Consider the following 18,634-nt stretch of genomic DNA (forward strand, 5'->3'; position numbering starts at 1 on the left):
CAGGGCTGCTTAATCTAACCCCGCTTGCGCCGCCGGAGGGCCACGAATGCCCCGGCGGCGACTGCGGCGAGGCCTGCGGGGAGCAGCCAGCTCAGGACGAAACGGCGCACAGGACGGTAGTCGCGGATGAGCCAGCCATGCTCCTCTGCATGCTTACGGAGTGTTTTGTCCGGGTTGATCGCCACGGGGGTGCCCACCATTGACAGCATCGGAATATCGTTGGCGGAATCCGAGTAGGCGGTGCATTCGGCGAGCTCAAGGCCTTGGATCGCAGCGAGTGCAGCGACAGCGTGAGCTTTACCCGGGCCATGAAGGATGTCGCCGACCAAGCGTCCCGTGAATTTCCCGTCCTTCTCTTCGGCGACGGTGCCGAGGGCACCCGTGAACCCCAGGCGCGTGGCCAGGAATTGTCCCACTTGCACCGGGGTGGCTGACACCAACCAGACTTGCTCGCCGGCGGCCAGGTGCATGGCTGCGAGCTCCCGGGTTCCCGCGTAGGTGCGGTCGATCAAGCTGCCGTCGACAATGTCGCTGCAGATCTCTTTAAGCGACTCGACTTCTCGGCCCTTCACAAAATTGAGGGCCATTTCGCGTCCAGATCCGATGGCATCGGGCAGCTCCGAGCCGAACACGCGGTATTGGATCTGCGCCACAAAGTACGGGAAGATTTCCCTCAGAGTGAGGAATTTGCGTCGGAATAGCTCAATCCCGAGCAGGATGAGCGAGGAACCTTGAATCAGCGTGTTGTCCACGTCGAAGAAAGCGGCAGCGCTCGCGTTCTGGGGGATGTCAGGATCCGGCTGGGTCAGGCGCATGCCGCCAGCGGTCGCCGCAGCACCGGAGACAGAATCGACACCAGTGGCGAACTGCTCGATCCCGATGCCGAAGGTCTCCTCGATCGCTGCTTCGGCGGCGGCTTCGCCGGCGGCGCGCTGATGGTCGTCGTCGATAGGCGGAAGCGCAGTCTCTTCGATGAAGCGGCGCAGGTTTCCTCTGGAGATGGACCACTGGGCGAGATATTCGCGGCCGGGGAGGGAACCGTTTTCGGGGCTCACGGCTGTGTGGTCTCCTTTCCGCGTGTGCTCTAGATGGTCGGCGGGTAGCCTGAATAAACCTAAGTAACCATCGTATGCCTTTGCAGGCGCGTATCGACGAGAAGGAGCCCCTTTAGATGGCACATACCGTGCACGTGATGGTCCGGCAAACTTGCGGATCCTGCTCGCGGGTGGTCGAGCAAATCACCCCCGTCGTGGCTGCGGCTGGGGCGCGGTTGGAAACGGTGGATGTGGACTCGTGTGAAGAGCTCGCTCACGAGTTCGGCGACCGGGTTCCGGTGATCCTTGTTGACGACGAGGAATTTGCCTGCTGGGAAGTGGACAATGAGGAACTCGCCGCAGAGCTAGGGGTCTCTCGCGGGTGACCCCGGCTCGGGCAGGTGTTTTCAGCAACACTGTCAGGCGGGGGTAGTCTTTGGGTTGACTTGGGGTGCAACTAATGTGCTGTAAGTCGAGTGAGTTGGTCTGGAGGAAGATTTCGTGAGCGTTCTCGTGGTGGGCATGTCCCACCGGTCGGCGCCTGTGGCGCTGCTGGAGCGGTTGAGCATGGACGAATCCGTGCAGACCAAGTCCGCGTCCGCGCTCATCCAGCAACCGAGCCTGTCTGAGGCGATGATCATCTCCACTTGCAACCGGCTCGAAGTCTACGCAGTCACGAATGCATTCCACACTGGTGTCAACGATGTGCTGCGGGTCCTAGAGAAATTCTCTGGGGTGGAGGCCGCCGAGCTGCGCGGGTATCTGTACGTCCGCTACGCCGACGCCGCTGTCGAGCATCTGATGCGCGTCGCTTCCGGCTTGGACTCCATGGTGGTGGGGGAGCAGCAGATCATCGGCCAGGTTCGCGCCGCCTACCAGGACGCCTCGGACCGTGGCACCGTAGGTCCGGCACTCCACGCGCTGGCCCAGTCCGCGCTTCGCACCGGAAAGCGCGTTCATTCGGAGACAGCGATCGACGAAGAGGGAGCCTCCATGGTCACCTTCGCTCTCGATGAGGCGATGAAGAACATGGGCATGGATCCGTCCGACTCGCTGTCGGGGCGGACCGCCCTCGTCCTCGGTGCCGGGGCGATGTCGTCGCTGGCGGCGACCAATCTGGGCAAGCGCGGCGTGGATCGGCTCATCATTGCCAACCGCACCCGTTCGCGTGCGGAGCGGCTCGCCGAGCACGCCCGCGAAGCCGGGGTCGCGGCCGAAGTGGTCGACTTCTCAGCCCGCGCCGGGGCCTTGTCGCGCGCCGACATTGCCGTGTCTGCCACCGCCAGTGACGGCTTCACCCTGACGGCCGAGGACATCTCGGGTCCGACAACGCTGGTGGATCTTTCGCTGCCGCGCGACATCGACGACGCTGTGAGCGAACTCGACGGGGTCTCATTGATCAATATCGAGGCCTTGCACGCGAAGCTCGGGGAAGACGACGTCAACCCCGGTTCGACAGAAGAGGGCAGTTCAGCCCGTCGCCGTGCCGAGGAGATTGTCACCCAGGAGACGGTGGAATTCACCAGCGAGCAGCGCGTCCGTGATGTCGCACCGATTGTGACCCAGCTGCGTGTCAACGCAGCCGAGACCGCTAACTTCGAGCTGGAGAAGCTGCGCGCGCGTATGCCGGAGCTTGACGAAGCTTCCTTCAACGAGGTCTCCAAGACTGTGAAACGGGTGGTAGATAAGCTCCTCCACCAGCCGACGGTGAAGATCAAGGAATTGGCGGCCTCGCCTTCCGAAGTCAGCTACGAAATCGCCATCGAGGAGTTGTTCGGCCTGACCGGAGGCAAAGACACGACCACGGGTTTGGCTGGCGGAGGCACGAGCCCCGGCCCCGGTATCGCACCCGCCGGTGGTTACGAGAAGAATTCCTTGTCCGGGTTCTGCGAGAAAGGAAACGATAGTGACTGACACGCCCACCGCTCCAACCGGCGGGACGGAGACCACATTGCGCTCGTTGCGCGTGGCCACACGGGGGTCGCAGCTCGCCCGCACCCAGGCCGGGCATATGCGCGACGCGCTAATCAGTGCCGGCTACGCCTCCGAGCTCACGATTGTCACGACCGCGGGCGATCTGAGCCAGGCACCCGTGGAGCGCATCGGCGTGGGCGTGTTCACCACAGCGATCCGCCAGGCCATCTTCGATGGGGAAGCGGATGTGGCTGTCCACTCCCTCAAGGACCTGCCCACAGCGCATGAGCCGCGCACGCACCTGGTCATTCCGGTGCGTGAGGATCGCCGGGAGGCGCTTATCGCCCGCGACGGTATGACGCTGGCGGAGCTGCCCGAGGGTGCGCGGGTGGGCACATCAGCGCCGCGGCGGATTTCCCAGCTCAAAGCGATCCGGCCGGATCTGGATATCCAGCCGTTGCGCGGCAATATCGACTCACGCATGGGCCGGGTCACCAGCGGCGAGCTGGACGCAGTCGTCCTGGCCTACGCCGGTTTGAGCCGCGTGGGTTTGGGCGACCGCGCCACGCAGGTCTTCGACCCGAACGAGGTCATGCCGGCTCCTGCACAAGGGGCCTTAGCGGTGGAGTGCAGGGTGGACGACGAGTACGCACGCGGTGCCGTCGATAAGCTGGCTAGCCCCGACGACACGCTGTGCGCAACCGCCGAGCGCACGGTGCTCGCTGAACTCGAGGCGGGCTGCACGGCACCGGTGGCGTCGACCGCGACGATCGACGGCGGGCAGATTACCTTGCGGGGCGGCGTGTTCGCGCTCGACGGGTCCGCCCAGCTCATCGAGGAGGCCACGGGTGCAGACCCGGTGGAGCTTGGACGCGAGGTCGCGAAAGCGCTTTTCAGCGGTGGCGCTGCCCGCTTCCTCTAAGCCCCAGTTCCCGCGGGAATTTCTGGAATTCGGCGCACTAAATTAAGGTGTAGTTACCATACGCCGTCAGCGCCGCTTCCCATGTGGTCCCCCTTGCGTGTTTCCGGGGGTCGTCAGCAGGCGCGATGTGCAGCTTTGTAAGTAATTTTTGTCGCGATCTGGCTAGAAAAGATTTGAGTCAATGACGAGTGCCGCCATGCCACTGTCCGCGGGTGAAAACGCGTCTTCCGCCGACCCCTCGGTTTCTCCGACCCCGAAGGGGAAAGTCGTTTTCGTCGGCGCGGGTCCGGGCAACCCTGATTTGCTCACTATCCGCGCCCGCGAAGTTCTCGAGCGCAACGCCGTCGCCGTTGTGGATCCGGATGTGTCCGCTGGTGTGCGTGACGTCGTCGGCTCTACTCTTCCGGTTCCGGAGGAAAAGCTGAAAGCCGCGCAGGAGGCCTACGAGGACATGTGCGCGAAAGCCAAGGAGGCCGGCGCGCGCCGCAAACCCCCGAAGCCGGCTGATCCCACGGCTGCGGAGCTGTCCGAGGCTGCACCCCAAGGCGAGGGCATTGTTGCGCCGCTCGAAACGGCTCTGGATGAGGCGGCTTCCGCGATCGACCGTGGCGAAGCGGGCGACGGTGACGTGATCCGTCTTGTGGCGGGCAACCCGCTGACCCGTAACGCGATCATGGAGGAGATCTCCGCCGTAGCTGCCGCCGGCCTGGAATTCCAGGTGGTGCCGGGAATGTCGCTTCCGTCGACGGTGCCGTCCTTCGCCGGAATTGGTCTGGGCTCCACCTACACTGAGGCTGACTTGGGCAATGAGCCCGTCGACTGGGACGGGCTCGCTGCAGCTCCCCAACCACTGGTGCTGCAGGGCGAAGCGCGTCATCTCCCGGTCATCTCTGAGGAGCTCACCGCGCGTGGCTATAGCCCGTCGACTCCGTTGACTGTCACGGTCAACGGCACGACGCGTTTGCAGCGAACGTTCGATGCGACGCTGGGGACCGTCGGCAAGCTGGATGCTGATCTGGACGGCACCCTCGTAGTCACGATCGGCGCTGTCGTCGACGACCGTTCGAAGTACTCCTGGTGGGAGAACCGGCCGCTGTATGGCTGGCGCGTACTCGTGCCGCGCGCGAAGGAGCAAGCCGGACCAATGAATGCGCGCCTGACCTCGTACGGCGCTATCCCCCAGTCAGTGCCGACAATCTCAATGGAGGCACCACGAAATCCCGCGCAAATGGACCGCGCGATCAAGGGCATCGTCGAGGGCCGCTACCAGTGGATCGTGTTCACCTCGGTCAACGGCGTCAACGCAGTGTGGGACAAAGTCGAGGAGCTCGGCTTGGACGCACGCTCGTTCGCGGGTGTGCACCTCGCCGCCGTGGGAACGAAGACCGCTGAAGCGATCCGTGCGCGCGGCATGTCTCCCGAGCTGCTGCCGCACCGCACGAAGCAGAACGCGCAGGGGCTCGTCGACGTCTTCCCGGAATACGTCGAGGAAATCGATCCGGTGGGGCGCGTGCTCTTGCCGCGCGCGGACATCGGCACTGATGTACTCGTGGACGGCCTGGTCGAGCGCGGCTGGGAAGTCGACGACGTTGTCGCGTACCGCACAGTCCGCGCCGCCCCGCCCGCCCCGGAGGTGCGCGACATGATCAAGACCGGCGGTTTTGACGCGGTGTGCTTCACCTCCGCCTCGACGGTGAAGAACCTCGTGGGCATTGCCGGAAAACCCCACTCCCGCACCATCATCGCTTGCATCGGACCGATGGCGGCCGCCGAAGCGAAGGAGCAGGGCCTGCGGGTCGACCTGGTGCCCGAGGTAGCCGACGTTCCGTCCCTCGTCGACGCTCTGGCCGAACACGTCGCGGGCCTCCGGGCCTCCGGCCAGCTGCCGCCGCCGCGCAAGAAGCGCCGGGCCCGCCGCTTCTAGCTTCTGCATCATTTTCGCCCGGACCACGAACTTCCTAAAATGGGGGCCGTGTCTGATTCAGCTCTAAATTCCCTCAATTCTGGTCCAGTGCGCCGTCCCCGCCGGTTGCGCCGTTCCCCCGTCATGCGGGCGATGGTTGCCGAGAACCGGCTGCACCCAACGGATTTCATTCTGCCGCTCTTCGTCGCCGACGATCTCGGTGAAAGCGGCGGCAAGCGGGAGATTCCCTCGATGCCGGGTGTGTACCAGCACAGCATGGACTCCCTGGTGGAAATCTGCCGGGAAGCCGTAGAGCTCGGCGTGCCCTGCGTGGACCTCTTCGGTGTGCCGCGCGACGCGGACAAGGATGCGCAGGGGTCCCAGGCATGGGCTAAGGACGGAATTCTCAACCGTGGTGTGGCCCGTCTGCGGCAGGAATTCGGCGACGATCTGCTCATCATGGCGGATACCTGTCTGGACGAGTTCACCGACCACGGCCATTGCGGTGTGCTCACCACAGATGCCCACGGCAACCACGTGGTGGACAATGACACGACGCTGCCCCTGTACGCGAAGATGGCGGTCTCCCAGGCGGAGGCCGGTGCCCACATTGTCAGTCCCTCGGGCATGATGGACGGCCAGATCGAGGTTATCCGGGCCGCACTCGACGATGCGGGATGGCAGGATGTGGCGATCATGGCTTATTCCGCGAAGTATGCTTCCGCGTTCTTCGGGCCGTTCCGCGACGCGGTGGGTTCGTCATTGACGGGGGACCGCCGCACCTATCAACAGGATCCGGCCAATGTCCGTGAATCCTTGTTGGAGGTTGAGCTGGACGTCGCTGAAGGTGCGGATTTCGTGATGGTCAAGCCGGCCATGCCGTACTTGGATGTGCTGGCCGCGATCGCCGAGACATCCCCGGTTCCGGTTGCGGCGTACCAGGTCTCCGGCGAATACGCGATGATCCAGGCGTCCGGCGCCAACGGCTGGACCGACCGCGACGCCACCATGATGGAGTCCCTCATGGCTATCAAGCGCGCCGGTGCGGATCAGATCTTCACCTATTTTGCGCTTGATGCGGCCCGCATTCTGGCCGGCGGCTCCGCGCAGGGGAAGTGAGCGTGCGATGACGGTACCTAATCCGGGCATGCTGCCCGCGAATCCGGGCGGTGGGCCTGCTCAGGCACGAACAGGCGCGGGGCGGAATCCGACTGACCCGAATCAGCCACCGGAGACCGTGCGCTACCTGCTTTTCGCGTGGGCGGTCATGCTCGGCGGCGAGCTGATCCACCAGCTGTTCAGCATTGCCATGGCATTTCTGAATCCCTCGGCGTTGATGGAGTCCGCACGGGAGGCCAACAAGACGGTCGGCGGCGATGCGGTTCCCAACGATCAGATCTCGCTGATCGTCTACGCCTCGATAACGTTGATGGGGCTGTTCATGCTGGCGTTCGTTCTCTTGCTGGCGGCTGCGCTCAACGCCGTGGCCCGGCAGAAGAAGTGGGCAGATAACGCGGTGAGATTGCTCATGGTGTTTTCCGCTTTCTTCGTGCTGCGCATGATCACCGTCTTCCTCGTCGTCGGTGCCAGTACCAACGAAATCCCGACTGCTGTGGTGGCCCTTGACGGTGTTATCCAGATCATCACGGGCGTGGCGGCGATCTGCGGGCTGATCTTCGCGTCACAGGACGAGGCGAAGAAATGGTCTGCTAAGCAAGATGCCAAAGGCGGGCGGGGCAACCATAATGATTCCAGTCCTGTTGCCTAGCAACACCAACACTTTGTCATGCACTGACATGACCTTGTCTTGATCGGGAGTCCCACACCACCATGCCCGGAATGTTTCCCACGATGGCCAGCCATCCGGATGACGCGAACCGCCGTTACTCCGGTCAGGTCGGTGACGAGTGGCCGCGTAATTTGCAGGTCGCTTTCTACCTCATTTGTGCCGCGGCAGTGCTCATGCTGCTCACAGCAATGCTCCTATTGAGGCAAGGACTCCCCGAAGGGGCCGATGAGGCGGTGCGCGGCTATTACATGACCAACATGCGGGTGGCGGCCATCGGCAATATCGTGCTGGCGGTGCTGCTGGTGTCTGCCGCGGCTTTCTTCCGCCGGGGAAGTAAGAAGGCCCGCCGGTGGGCCGCTGGGTTCACGGGCTTGGCGCTGTTTCTCAATCTCGCCGCATTTTGGGCGCAAGTGATGACAGCCTGGTCGGCGATGGGCATTGTCATCCTGCTGGCATTCGCTATGCTCTTTGCGTTCCGGCAAGATTCAAATGCCTTCGTGGATAAGATGAGCCCGCGATTCTAGTTCCGGCAACTGGGCAATGTGGCGCCGCCAAGAATTGGCTACGGCGTCGCCGGCTGACACATCGACTGCTTGGAAAGGGGTGAAACAGTGGCACAGGGAGCGGACAACGGCAACTTCGAAGAACCGTTGAATTCCAGCGGCACCGACGACGTAGAAGAAGCGGGCCGTTCCGGAGCACCGGGAGGCGGCCTCACTGAGGGCGCCTCCCCAGCAAGCGCGGAGGAAGCAGCCGGCACCGTCGAGGTCGCCGATGCGGCGGAACCGGGCGATACCGCTGAAACCGGTGAGCTGGGCCGCTCCATTGAAGACGCGCACGAGGCGGCGCGTAAGGCAGGTTTTGCCATTGGCGGCGCACCGCACGGCACGGACCACTCAGGATGGGCCGCGCTCGGCGATCTTCCGGATCGGCCCCACGTGTCCTATTCCTTCTTGTTGGAGGGCCTGCCTGCTGTCCCGGATGTGGACAAGATTGAGGCGGCGGTGGAGAAACTCGACGGTGTGCAGTGCCGGATTGTGCACCCCACTGCCACGGCGTGGGTGACAGCTCCGGACGATATGAGCCCGGACGTCATTGTGAAACTGTTCGCGGAGTACGGGGTGGCCGCCACGATGTCGGAAACGTCCCTGCTGCGCTACGCGGCCAGGGCGCAGACTGCCGAGCACCATACACGGCGCAAGCCTGTCAAAGACATGCCGTCACGTATTCGCCGGCGGCGCCGTTTGGCGGCACGCTCGCTGGATCAAGCCCGCCGCGCCGGGTACGGGCAGCCCCGCCGGCAAGAGAAACACGACGATGTTCTGTACACCGCCCGTGATCTTGTCACTCCGGCCCGAATGTGGCTCGCTCTCGTGCTCACGGTCCCGGTGCTGGTTCTGGCCTACGTTGAGCCCGCGCAATTCGACGGCTGGCAGTGGGTCTCGCTTGCCCTGGCTACGCCGGTAGTCACGTGGTGTGCTTTTCCCTTCCACCGGGCAATGCTCGGCGGCGTCCGGCGCGGCATTGCCGCATTGGACGGCGCGAGTTCGATTGCCGTGATCATTGCTTATGTGTGGTCGGCTGCAGTCATTGCGTTAGCGCCCACCGGGCACCGGGGCTGGCATTCCGGATTCTCGTGGTTCGCCACGACACAAGGCACCGCTGGTGGACCTGAGCTGTTCCTCGACGTCGCGTGCGGGATCACGGCGTTGCTGCTCATCGGCAGGAGGTACTCGATCCGCGCGCGCACGCTGCTTATCGACGAACTGGCGGATGCCACCCTCGACCTCGAAACCGAGTACACCCGAATTTGTAAGAAACGCGGCGCGGCCGACTGTGCCGAGGAAAAAATTCCTGTGTCGGAGATCAACCGCGGCGACGACATTGTGGTGCGCCGCGGAGACGTCATCCCCGTGGACGGAAAGATCATGGGCGGGCGGGCACAGCTCCGGCCCGGGCTCATCGACGTGCACGAGCCGACCAGCGTCAAGGTCGGCTCCGTGGTGTACGCCGGGTCCGTCATTCTCGAGGGAGAGATCAAGGTCCGGGCGCAGCGCACCGGCCACGCCACCCGCTGGCACGCTGTGCGGCACTGGCTGAGCGACGTGGAGCGCCGCCAACGCCACGCGTCGGTGCAATACGCCCGCGGCGCGGCGCTGCTTCTCCCAATTGCGATGACAGTCGCGTTCCTCAGTTTCATTCTGTGGGGGTTGATTGCCCGCGACTACAACGCCGCTTTGCGCACGGCCCTCGCCGTGTTGTCCGGCGTTGCTCCTCCCGCGCTTGCGCTGTCGCCGGCTCTGGCGCTCCGTCTTGGGGTGGAGTCGGCGGCCCGCCATGGAATGCTGCTGCGCGAGGGCGAGACACTGCGCAACCTCGACGCGGTGGACACCGTGGTGTTCAACCGCGTGGGCACGCTCGCAGAATCGAAGATGTTCGTCGAATCCGTCACCGTTCTCGACGGCGAGAGCGAGGAGATGGTGCTGCGTATCGCGGGTGCCTTGTCTATGGAATCGGCGTATCCCTATTCGCGCGCTCTGGTGCAGGGGGCTCGCGAGGCGCGTTCCCAGTCAGACCACGAACCGGATATGCCCATGCGCTACGAGCTCGTCAGCATGGAGGAGGAGCCGAGCGGGGACATGACCGGGCGTGTGTCGCTCACGTATGTGGACGAGGAGGGGCACGAGACCGTCGCACAGGTGGATGCACGTCTGTGGCGTCCAGTGAACATGTCCAATCTGCACGGTGCCTTAGCTGTCGCGGCTACCTCCGGCGGGACTCCGATTGTGGTGGGGTGGAAAGGCAAAGACCGCGGTGTGATCACCTTGTTCGACCCGTACAAGGACGACGCGGACAAGGCGGTCATGGCACTGGAATCCCGCGGCCTGGAAACGGTGATGCTCACCCGCGACACCTACCCAGTAGCGCGCCGTTTCGCTGATTACCTGGGTATCTCCACAGTTCTCGCCGGGATCACCAACGACCGCAAACCGGGGGCGATCCGCAACCTGCGCGCCGGCGGAGCTCGAGTGGCCCTTGTCGGCGACAACACTGTCACCGCGGCCTTGCGCGCGGCGAATGTGAGCCTGATGTACGCCACCGCCGACGACATCGAGACCGGCCAACAGCGTCGCCGGAAGTTGTCGGCGGTGGTGCTGCGCGAGGATGTCATGGCCGTGCCGCAGTTGATTGTCCATGCGCGGCGCGTGAGCGCGCTCATCGACAGAAATCAGTTCCTGGCGTGGAGCTACAACATCGCGGTGCTCGTTGCCGCGGCAGCCGGCGCCATCCCGCCGATCGTGGCGACGGTGCTCATGCTAGGTGCCTCGTTGCTCATCGAGGTCCTGTCTATGCGCGCCCGCCGCTTCCCGCGGGTCAGCCGGTTGTGACACCCGGGGACCCAATGGGTCACAATGGACTGCATGACCAGACGTGAGCTGACCCAAGCCCCCATTGTGGAGGCCGCGTGCGGCCGCACGCCATCCCGGACCCCAGTGTGGTTCATGCGGCAAGCCGGACGTTCTCTGCCGGAGTATCGCGCTGTGCGCGAAGGCATCGCCATGCTCGATTCGTGCTTCATGCCGGAACTGCTGGCGGAGATCACGCTTCAGCCGGTGCGCCGCCATGATGTGGATGCCGCAATCCTGTTCTCCGACATCGTTGTGCCGCTCAAAGCTGCGGGCATGGATGTGGAGATCGTGCCTGGCCGCGGCCCCGTGATGGCCCAGCCGGTGCGGACGAGGGAGGACGTGGCAAATCTGCCGGTCCTCGACCACGAGGTCGACGAGGTCGCCCAGGGCATCAGCCACATTCTGGATGAATTGAACGACACCCAGGCACTCATTGGTTTCGTCGGCGCACCGTTCACCCTGGCCAGCTATTTGGTTGAAGGTGGGCCGAGCAAGAATCACGAGAAAACCAAAGCCATGATGCACGGTGACCCGGAGACGTGGCACGAGCTCATGCGCCGCTTGGTGCCCACCATCACAGCGTTTCTGCGGACGCAGGTCACGGCTGGCATCGATGCGATGCAGCTGTTCGATTCCTGGGCCGGCTTCCTCACCGAAGCGGATTACCGCCGGCACGTCCTGCCGTACTCGACGGAGATCCTGGAATCCGTCAAGGGTGAGATTCCTCGTATCCACTTCGGCGTGACTACTGGTGAGCTACTCGGCGCCATGTCGGAGGCCGGGTCAGAGGTGATGGGTGTGGACTGGCGCGTGCCGCTCGACCGCGCGGCGGAGCGCTTCGCCTCCCCGTGTGTCCTGCAGGGCAATCTCGACCCGGCAATGCTCTTCGCAGGGGCCGATGTATTCCGCGAAGAGATCCACCGCATCAAAGGGGAGGCGGCACGGGCACTCGAGGCAGGCACCGCAACAGGCCACATCTTCAACCTTGGCCACGGCGTGCTGCCGGATACCGACCCCGACGCCATCACGGAAGCCGTCCGGATCATTCATGACGGCAGTAAGGCAGGAGAATAATGCCACAGAAGATCGCCATCATCGGCGCCGGACTGGCTGGCCTGACCACCGCATACGAACTGCACAAGCTCGGTGCGGACGGTGGCACGCCCACGGTCGACGTATATGAGGCCACCGACCGGATTGGCGGCAAGCTCCACACCGTCGCCTTCGAGGCGGGGCCGACGGACATGGGGGCGGAGGCGTTCATGGCGCGACGCCGGGATGCCGTCGAGTTTTTCACGGAACTGGGGTTGCAGGATTCGCTCGTCGAACCGTCCGGGCTGCGCTCTCTGGTGTGGATCGACGGTGAAGCCCGCCAGCTCCCCACAGGCGGCATCATGGGCATCCCGGGGTCGTCGACAAGCGTCGCGCACCTGGTTTCCGAGGAGACAGCGCAGCGTATCGACGGCGAATCCGACCGTCCCGGCTTCTACTGGCCTCAGGACGGGGATCTGAACGTCGGTGCGCTCGTGCGCGAGCGTTATGGCGACGACGTGGTGGATAATGTGGTGTCCGCGCTTCTCGGCGGGGTTTATTCCTGCACCGCCGACGACCTCGGGGTGCGCGCCACCATTCCGCAGCTGGCGGCCGAATTCGACCGCCTCGCCGCGGAGTCGCCGGAGCGGTCCATCCATCTTTCCACGGCGGTGCGCAACCTGGAGGAGCGGCAAGCGGCCAAGCGCAAGGAGCTGCCCACCGGCCACGGAGCGGTGTTCAACGCATTCCGCAACGGGTACCAGGAGTTCTACGAGGAGCTCGCGGAGAAGTCCGGCGCCGACATCTACATCGACGCGTTCATCTCCAGGATCGAGCGGGTGGAATCGGGCTTCCGGCTGAAGGGAGGGGAAGACACCGTCTACGACCACGTCGTGCTGGCCGTTCCCGCCCCGACTGCCGCGCTTTTGCTGAAACAGGTCGCACCTGAAGCGTCTCGCACGCTGTCCACCGTGAAGCTGGCCAATTCAGTGGTGGTGGGCATGCGCTTCGCCACAGACGCAGGCCTGCCGGAGAACTCGGGCGTGTTGGTGGCCACCGGTGCGCAGGACGTTCAGGCGAAGGCGTTCACCTTCTCCTCCCGCAAGTGGCCGCACCTCGCTGAGCGCGGCGGGGCGCTGGTCCGCGCCAGCTTCGGCCGTTTCGGCGACGACATCGCCATCCGCGCCGACGAAGACGACCTCGTGGACTGGGCGCTCGACGACCTGCAGACCATTACCGGTTTCGACGGCCGCGAGGCAGGGCTGGAAGAAATCTACGTTCAGCGGTGGTTCGGCGGGCTCCCGCGTTTCGACGAGAAGCATGTGGAGACCGTCGCGGACGTCGAAAAGCAGCTTGCGCAGGTCGACGGGATCTCCGTCACCGGTGCGTGGGCCGGCGGAGTCGGCGTGCCCGCTGTGATTGCGCATGCCCGCGAGGTTGCGCGGAGCCTGTCTAGCTGACGATGCGCACCGTCGACGCGGTAGGTTAAGAAACCATGCCGCAGGACAGCCAGGAACCAAACCGGACAGAACCGGAAAACAAACCATCCGCCCACGAAGCGGAGCGCGAATGGTGGGAAGAGCCCGGCATGCCGTGGAATTCCAAGCCCACCAAAGAGGACTACTGGTGCTTGGGGTGGTTCGGATTCGTCGGGCTCTTCGGCTTGGCTCTCATTCCGCTGCGCGCGTGGCTGCTGGGGCTCGATCCGCCGATTCTGCTGGCGCTGACGGGCTCCCGAATCGGTGCGGCGTCAACCGGCGCCCTCGCCGCGGTGGGGGAGGCGTCCGGCTGGATCTGGTACGTCCTCATCGGCTCGCTGGTGGCCATCAAATTCGACTGGGTCTACTGGTGGGCCGGCAAACTCTGGGGCCGCGGCATTCTCGATGTCCAGGCGGAAAACTCCAAACGGATGGCCAAGAACATCGACCGCGTCGAGGGCTGGTTTCACAAACTCGGGTGGGTGGCCATCTTCATCGCCTATGTGCCCATCCCGCTGCCGATCAAGTTCGTGGTGCTGGTCATGACGGGTGCCACCGGCATGTCGGTGAAGAAGATGCTTGTGCTCGATTTCGTGGCCAAGACCGCGTGGACGCTGCTCTACTTCTGGCTCGGGTGGATGATCGGCGAACCCGTTGTGTTCGTCCTCGAGCAGTACGCCAAAGTGGCCAACTGGATCGCCATCGGCCTGCTCGTCGTCGTATTCGTCGGCGTGTTCAGGCGGCAATCGAAAAACGCGTAGGGCGTGTAGGTCGGTCAGTCCGCCGCGGCCGGGGCGAAACCGGCGCGTTCGGGGAAAAGTAATCTACCTCCATGCCTTCGAAGGTTTATTCGGACGCAAGGCGGCCAAATATTTCATGGAAGGGCAGACCTTTGAGTGTGCAACCAACAAAGAAGCGTGGTGACGCTGCGCTGCGACGGGACATGAGCGTAAAGGAATTCGATGATGGCTACTTTTACGCTGCAGAGTTGAAGCGGTTTGCCCGAGAGATCGGCATTTCTGTAGGAAACCGTAGGAAGTTCGAGGTTGAAGATCTGATCAGATCATTCCTTGAGACCGGTGTTGTTCCAACTAGCCAACCGACCTTGCCAAGAAACAAAGGAGAAGAAAGAGACAGATTAGCTCTAGATGAACAGGTCCGAAATTATGTGGATGACAAGGAGACTAAGGAGTTTCTTCTCCATGCGGTGCGCAGTTCCTCACCGGGCATCAAAAAGAAGTCTGGTCAGTGGTACTGGCTCAACGACTGGAGGCGAAAACAACAGGAACGTCAAAGGGTCTTTACGTATCAAGACGTGGTCGATCACTTGAGCAAACTCATGCATCAGGAAGGAAGGCTGCCGCAGGTTCCTTCTGCACGGATGAATAACTTCATTACGGATCTGAGAGCTGACCCGGCGAACAGTGAAATGACACGAGATGAGATTCAGCAAGAGTGGCGATGGCTAAAGAAACAACCTGGACCCAAGACGTACGCGGAATACCAGCGAAGGAAAAGACAGCAGGACTAACGGATCAAATCGGGAAAGGGAATGCAGTGGAAAATTTCAGGATGGTTAGATCATCCATCCATCAATGCATTGGTCCTACATAGGGGCGCGCTAGCTCTTCTGACGAGGGGACCTGCGCACGTGGGTCGACATGTACGGCACCGGCACAAAGACCTTTGTGCTTCTGGTTCTGGGTGGGTTGCATCGTCGATCCGGGGTTCGCAGCTTTGGGGAGGCTCTGCCCTAGAATCGGGACCATGACTTCTTCTGCTTCTGATCTGCCCACCGCCCCGACGTCGCAGAACACCGCCCGCTCCGCCGAGCTGTTCGAGCGTGCGAAAACGGTCACGCCCGGCGGCGTGAACTCGCCGGTGCGAGGCTTCGGTTCGGTCGGCGGGCAAACGCGCTTCATTAAGGAAGCGCACGGCTCGACGCTTATCGACGTCGACGGGAACTCCTACGTCGATCTAGTCGGTTCCTGGGGGCCGATGATCCACGGAAACACTCACCCTCAAATCGTGGAAGCGGTGGAGAAGGCCCTGAAGGACGGCCTGTCCTTCGGCGCCCCGACTGAGGCCGAGGTCGTCCTTGCGGAGCAGATCGTGGAGCGGACCAGCGTGGAGCAGGTCCGCATGGTCAATTCCGGTACGGAGGCCACCATGTCTGCTGTGCGTCTGGCCCGAGGATTCACCGGGCGGCCGAAGATTTTGAAGTTCGAGGGCTGCTACCACGGCCACGTGGACGCATTGCTGGCATCCGCCGGCTCCGGTGTGGCCACTTTCGCCCTGCCCGACACCCCGGGCGTGACCGGTGCCCAGGCCGGGGACACGATTGTGGTGCCCTACAACGACCTCGCGGCCGTTCGGGAGGCATTCGCCGCGCACCCCGGTGAGATCGCCGCGATCATCACCGAGGCTGCCGCAGGAAATATGGGCACTGTCGCGCCGGACGAGGGCTTCAACCAGGCGTTGAAGGACATTGCCCACGCAGACGGTGCGCTGCTGATCATCGACGAGGTGATGACCGGCTTCCGCACTTCTTACCGCGGCTGGTTCGGCGTCGACGGGGTCGCCGGGGACCTGACCACTTTTGGCAAGGTCGTTTCCGGCGGCCTGCCCGCGGCGGCTTTCGGCGGCCGCAAGGAAATCATGGAGAAGCTTGCCCCGACCGGACCCGTGTACCAGGCAGGCACCCTGTCGGGTAATCCGGTGGCGATGGCGGCAGGTGAGGCGTCGCTAAGCATTGCCTCAGAGGAGATCTACCCGCAGTTGAACGCCAACGCCGACCGGCTGGCCACCTTGCTGCATGAAGCGCTCGACGGTGCGGGTGTCGCGCACAATATTCAGCGCGCGGCGACCATGCTGTCCGTGCGCTTCGCGGAAGGCGAAGGCCGCAATTTCGCGGACATGAAGGCGGCGGATACCTTCCGTTACGCGCCTTTCTTCCACGCGCTGCTCGACGCTGGGGTTTACGCTGCCCCGAGCGCCTTTGAGACGTGGTTTGTGTCCACGGCCTTGACCGATGCAGACTTTGACAAGATCGAGAAGGCGCTGCAACCGGCAGCTGCCGCGGCGGCGGCGGCTATGCCGGACGCCTAAGAGACCAGGTAGAACGCCGGGCGGAGAGGAGCTCAATATGGCGAGAACCGTTGTGCACCTCGTGCGCCACGGGGAAGTATTCAACCCGGGCAAGATCCTGTACGGCCGGCTCCCGGATTTTCACTTGAGTTCCCGGGGGCGCTCCATGGCGGCCCGAACAGCCACCAGCTTCAAGGGCCACGACGTGACGTATCTGGCGGCCTCGCCGCTCGAGCGCGCGCAGGAGACAGCGGCACCGATTGCCGAGGTGGTGGGAATGGGCATTCACACTGACCCGGACCTGATCGAGTCCGGTAACCGCTTCGAAGGGCTGCGCACAAAAGGGTTCCCGTCCCAGTTGATGAATCCGATTCGGTGGCGCCACATGACGAATCCTCTCGAACCCAGCTGGGGCGAGCCGTACACGGAGATTCTCCAGCGCATGGAGCGCGCCGTCGATTCTGCCCGGAAGCATGCGGAAGGACATGAGGCAGTGCTGGTGTCCCACCAGCTGCCTATCGTGATGGTGCAGCGCAACGCCGCCGGAAAGCGGTTGGCGCACGTTTCCCGGCAGTGCGAGCTAGCCAGTGTCACCTCCTTGACTTTTGACGGGGACACGCTCACCAGCTGGACCTACGACGAACCGGCGAGGGATATCTAATGCTCGGAGGAACAACCAAGGCACTGGCGGCAGCGTGCGCCGCCGCCATGACTTTCTCGGCGTTGACGGCATGCGCACCGACGAACTCGGGCGAGACTTTCTCGTTCCACTCGCCGGGTGGCCAGGTCGAGATTTTCTACGACGAGGAAGAACGGGCCCCTCTGGAGGATTTCTCCGGTGACTCCCTGATGGAACCGGGCACGGAGATCTCCCTGTCGGATTTTGAGGGGCAGATCGTGGTGCTCAACGCGTGGGGCCAGTGGTGTGCGCCGTGCCGCGCGGAAGTGGATGACTTGGAAGAGGTGCAGCAGCACCTCTCTCAGCCGGGGGAGAACGGCCAGCCCGCAGGCACGGTGCTGGGCATCAACGTCCGCGACCCGCAGCCTGAAATCGCCCGCGATTTCGTTCGCGATAACGGGGTGACCTACCCGTCGATCTACGATCCGCCGTTCCGCACAGCAGGTGCTCTCGGCGGTATTCCCACCTCCGTCATCCCCACAACGGTGGTCCTGGACAAGCAGCACCGCCCGGCCGCGGTGTTCCTGCGGGAGATCTCAGCCCAGGACGTCATTGACGTGACTGACCGCTTGGCAGCTGAGGCGTAGATGGGACAGACGTTCGCCGATCTAGCTGCTTCCGGGCCTTTGGTGCTCGGCGTTTTCGCGGCGGCGCTCGCCGGGCTGGTGTCGTTCGCCTCTCCGTGCGTTATCCCGCTGGTGCCGGGCTACATGTCGTATCTGACCGGCATCGTCGGCGGGGAGATGACCGTGGAGCGCGGCGAGCTGGCTGTCGGCCGCAGACGCAAGTGGGCGGTCGTCGGCGCTGCGGGTCTGTTCATTCTCGGCTTCACCGTGGTGTTCCTGCTCGCTACCGTCACCGTCTTCGGGGCGATCAGCCTGATCAGGCTCAACGAGGAGACCCTCATGCGCGCCGGCGGTGTCATCACCATCCTCATGGGGCTCGTGTTCATGGGCACCGTGCCCATGCTGCAGCGCGACACCCGCATGCAGCCGAAGAAGTGGGCGACCTGGCTCGGTGCGCCACTGCTCGGAGGTGTCTTCGCGCTCGGCTGGACGCCGTGTTTGGGCCCCACGCTGGGCGCGGTGATCTCCGTGTCGGTGGGCACCGACGGCTTCACCGCGGTGCGGGGCATCATCCTGGTTGTCGCGTACTGCCTCGGCCTGGGGGTTCCATTTCTGCTCATGGCGCTCGGCTCCGCGCATGCGGTGGAGGCCATCGGTTTCCTGCGCAAGCACTCGCGTACTATCCAGATCATCGGCGGACTGGCCATGATCGTGGTAGGCGTGCTGCTGCTCACCGGAACCTGGAACGTGTTCATCGGTTGGACCCGCCAATGGGTGGACGGCTACGGCACCACCTTGCTGTAGTGGTAGTGGACGTGAA

The 18,634-nt window shown here is 63.7% G+C and carries 17 protein-coding genes; 16 read left to right on the forward strand and 1 reads right to left on the reverse strand.

Features of this window, described 5'->3' with window-relative positions; genetic code table 11:
- Nucleotides 1-14: 14 nt before the first annotated feature.
- A complete protein-coding gene (locus QYQ98_RS07000; protein WP_302006162.1) occupies nt 15-1,055 on the reverse strand; it encodes an HAD family phosphatase in 1,041 nt (346 codons plus the stop codon).
- 116 nt (nt 1,056-1,171) lie between these two features.
- Here QYQ98_RS07000 and QYQ98_RS07005 point away from each other — a divergent pair, with 116 nt between their 5' ends.
- From QYQ98_RS07005 to QYQ98_RS07080, 16 genes are all read left to right on the forward strand, one after another.
- Nucleotides 1,172-1,420 (forward strand): glutaredoxin family protein, encoded by a 249-nt coding sequence (locus QYQ98_RS07005; RefSeq protein WP_302006164.1) that lies wholly within the window; start codon nt 1,172-1,174, stop codon nt 1,418-1,420.
- A 115-nt stretch (nt 1,421-1,535) separates the two neighbouring features.
- The gene (locus tag QYQ98_RS07010) at nt 1,536-2,948 is read left to right on the forward strand and encodes a glutamyl-tRNA reductase (RefSeq protein ID WP_302006165.1); all 1,413 of its coding nucleotides are present in this window, start codon (nt 1,536-1,538) and stop codon (nt 2,946-2,948) included.
- 37 nt (nt 2,949-2,985) lie between these two features.
- The gene (gene hemC, locus QYQ98_RS07015) at nt 2,986-3,870 is read left to right on the forward strand and encodes a hydroxymethylbilane synthase (protein WP_302007720.1); all 885 of its coding nucleotides are present in this window, start codon (nt 2,986-2,988) and stop codon (nt 3,868-3,870) included.
- A gap of 181 nt (nt 3,871-4,051) precedes the next feature.
- Complete coding sequence (locus QYQ98_RS07020) at nt 4,052-5,794, forward strand: uroporphyrinogen-III synthase (protein WP_302006166.1); 1,743 nt, start codon at nt 4,052-4,054, stop codon at nt 5,792-5,794.
- Nucleotides 5,795-5,833: 39 nt separating this feature from the next.
- On the forward strand, nt 5,834-6,892 hold the full coding sequence (gene hemB / locus QYQ98_RS07025) for a porphobilinogen synthase (protein ID WP_302006167.1): 1,059 nt from the start codon (nt 5,834-5,836) through the stop codon (nt 6,890-6,892).
- Between the two features lie 7 nt (nt 6,893-6,899).
- The gene (locus tag QYQ98_RS07030; protein WP_302006168.1) at nt 6,900-7,541 is read left to right on the forward strand and encodes a hypothetical protein; all 642 of its coding nucleotides are present in this window, start codon (nt 6,900-6,902) and stop codon (nt 7,539-7,541) included.
- Between the two features lie 83 nt (nt 7,542-7,624).
- Entirely contained in the window at nt 7,625-8,086 is a 462-nt protein-coding gene (locus QYQ98_RS07035) for a hypothetical protein (protein WP_302006169.1), read from the forward strand.
- Between the two features lie 87 nt (nt 8,087-8,173).
- Nucleotides 8,174-10,951, forward strand: coding sequence for a cation-translocating P-type ATPase (locus tag QYQ98_RS07040; protein WP_302006170.1), 2,778 nt, complete (start codon nt 8,174-8,176; stop codon nt 10,949-10,951).
- A 33-nt stretch (nt 10,952-10,984) separates the two neighbouring features.
- Nucleotides 10,985-12,046 carry a uroporphyrinogen decarboxylase gene (hemE, locus tag QYQ98_RS07045; protein ID WP_302006171.1) on the forward strand — a complete coding sequence of 354 codons (1,062 nt, stop codon included), beginning with the start codon at nt 10,985-10,987 and terminating at the stop codon, nt 12,044-12,046.
- A complete protein-coding gene (locus tag QYQ98_RS07050; RefSeq protein WP_302006172.1) occupies nt 12,046-13,464 on the forward strand; it encodes a protoporphyrinogen oxidase in 1,419 nt (472 codons plus the stop codon). Before hemE ends, QYQ98_RS07050 begins: the two co-directional genes overlap by 1 nt.
- A gap of 35 nt (nt 13,465-13,499) precedes the next feature.
- Complete coding sequence (locus QYQ98_RS07055) at nt 13,500-14,243, forward strand: DedA family protein (protein WP_302006173.1); 744 nt, start codon at nt 13,500-13,502, stop codon at nt 14,241-14,243.
- A gap of 71 nt (nt 14,244-14,314) precedes the next feature.
- Nucleotides 14,315-15,013: a hypothetical protein gene (locus tag QYQ98_RS07060; protein WP_302006174.1), complete on the forward strand. Its 699-nt coding sequence runs from the start codon at nt 14,315-14,317 to the stop codon at nt 15,011-15,013.
- A gap of 236 nt (nt 15,014-15,249) precedes the next feature.
- Nucleotides 15,250-16,590 (forward strand): glutamate-1-semialdehyde 2,1-aminomutase, encoded by a 1,341-nt coding sequence (gene hemL, locus QYQ98_RS07065; RefSeq protein WP_302006175.1) that lies wholly within the window; start codon nt 15,250-15,252, stop codon nt 16,588-16,590.
- 37 nt (nt 16,591-16,627) lie between these two features.
- Nucleotides 16,628-17,230 (forward strand): histidine phosphatase family protein, encoded by a 603-nt coding sequence (locus QYQ98_RS07070; protein WP_302006176.1) that lies wholly within the window; start codon nt 16,628-16,630, stop codon nt 17,228-17,230.
- On the forward strand, nt 17,230-17,835 hold the full coding sequence (locus tag QYQ98_RS07075) for a TlpA disulfide reductase family protein (protein WP_302006177.1): 606 nt from the start codon (nt 17,230-17,232) through the stop codon (nt 17,833-17,835). The genes QYQ98_RS07070 and QYQ98_RS07075 overlap by 1 nt, the downstream gene beginning before the upstream one ends.
- Complete coding sequence (locus QYQ98_RS07080) at nt 17,836-18,618, forward strand: cytochrome c biogenesis CcdA family protein (RefSeq protein ID WP_302006178.1); 783 nt, start codon at nt 17,836-17,838, stop codon at nt 18,616-18,618.
- The last annotated feature ends 16 nt before the right edge of the window (nt 18,619-18,634 follow it).

The sequence above is a fragment of the Corynebacterium sp. P3-F1 genome (assembly GCF_030503635.1).
Lineage (GTDB): Bacteria > Actinomycetota > Actinomycetes > Mycobacteriales > Mycobacteriaceae > Corynebacterium.